This window comes from Haloparvum sedimenti (assembly GCF_001462205.1).
GTDB lineage: Archaea > Halobacteriota > Halobacteria > Halobacteriales > Haloferacaceae > Haloparvum > Haloparvum sedimenti.
This window is the reverse complement of the sequence record NZ_LKIR01000137.1, coordinates 1-1,197: the sequence shown is the minus strand read 5'-3', so window position 1 is coordinate 1,197 and position 1,197 is coordinate 1. Positions and strand designations below refer to the sequence as shown.

The 1,197-nt window shown below is 67.2% G+C and carries 1 protein-coding gene; it reads right to left on the bottom strand.

Annotated features, from left to right (window positions below):
* Positions 1-154 precede the first annotated feature (154 nt).
* On the bottom strand, positions 155-1,197 hold a 1,043-nt coding region (locus AN233_RS17445), incomplete at its 5' end, for a hypothetical protein (protein ID WP_176696698.1).

Genomic DNA, 1,197 nt, shown 5'->3' with positions numbered 1-1,197 from the left:
CTGCGGGAGCTCTCCGAGCGTCCGGATGGAGAGCTCTCGCGTCCAGTCGAGGACCTCGCGTCGCGAGCCGAAGCCCGCGAGAAGGTCGTCCTCGAGATCCTCGAGGTCCTGGACCAGCTTGACCAGCGCCGGGCGCGTGGAGTCGAGCGGCCGATCAATCATCGGACGCCACCTCCCGGTCCGGCTCGTCGACCTGGAACGCAGCGTCGTCGGGATCCGTGTTGAACATCTCCTCGACGAGCGTGCGGTCGGACTTCTGGAGCGCCTCGTCGACGTCCTTGTCCGCGCGGGCCTGCTCCTTCACGAGCCGCTCACGCGCCTCCTGCAGGCTTTCCGCGTCGCTGTACTCCATGCTCAGGTAGAGCATGGAAAGCCACGCGCTGCGCCCGTGGGCCGGCGCTGGTTCAATTCTTGCGTGACCCTTCGTCGGCCGCGCGAACAGCGCCAGCATCCCGGCGAGGTACACGAGGATGCCGACCACGCTGCTCCACGCCGTCGCGACGACGGCCGCGACCGCCATCAGCGAGAGCATCCGGATCGCGAAGCCAACCTTGTCGTCCGTGCTCTCGAGGCTCGGGAGCTGAAGCGACCAGCCTTCCGGCTTGTAGTCGAGGACGTACTCGCCGTCCGGCTCGACGAAGACCTTCTTGTCGTCGCGACCGCGGGTTACGTCGATCTGCGTATCGATCTGATCCTGCCCCTCCAGCGGAGCGGACCCGCCGAACATGCGCGAGATGAACGGGAACAGCCCGGGCTTGATGACCACGTAGCCGTCCTCCTCGGTCCGCGCGACGAGCTCCGTCGTCGTGTCGACGCGCGCCGCGTCGAGGACGTCCTCGCCGCTCGGCGAGCTCGCGCTCGTGAGCTTCGGCATGTTGAACTCCCAGCGCTCAACGCGGTCCGTGTCGCTCTCGATCAGGACGATGAAGACGATCGCGACGACCAGGAGCGCGACGATGATCGGCGCGCTCGCGATGACCTCCGCGATGCTCGAGAACGACCCCACGACCGCGAAGCCGGTCGCGATGGCGAGCAGGATGATCCATCGGCCGTAGCCCCACATGGGGCCGACCTTCGCCTTCTTGATCGCCCACCGCTTCGTGCTCCCCGCGATGAAGGAGCCGAGGACGATCGGGATGACGAGCTCGGTGAGGGCCCGCGTCCAGTAGTCGCCCTCATTAGAGATGCCGGCGCTCT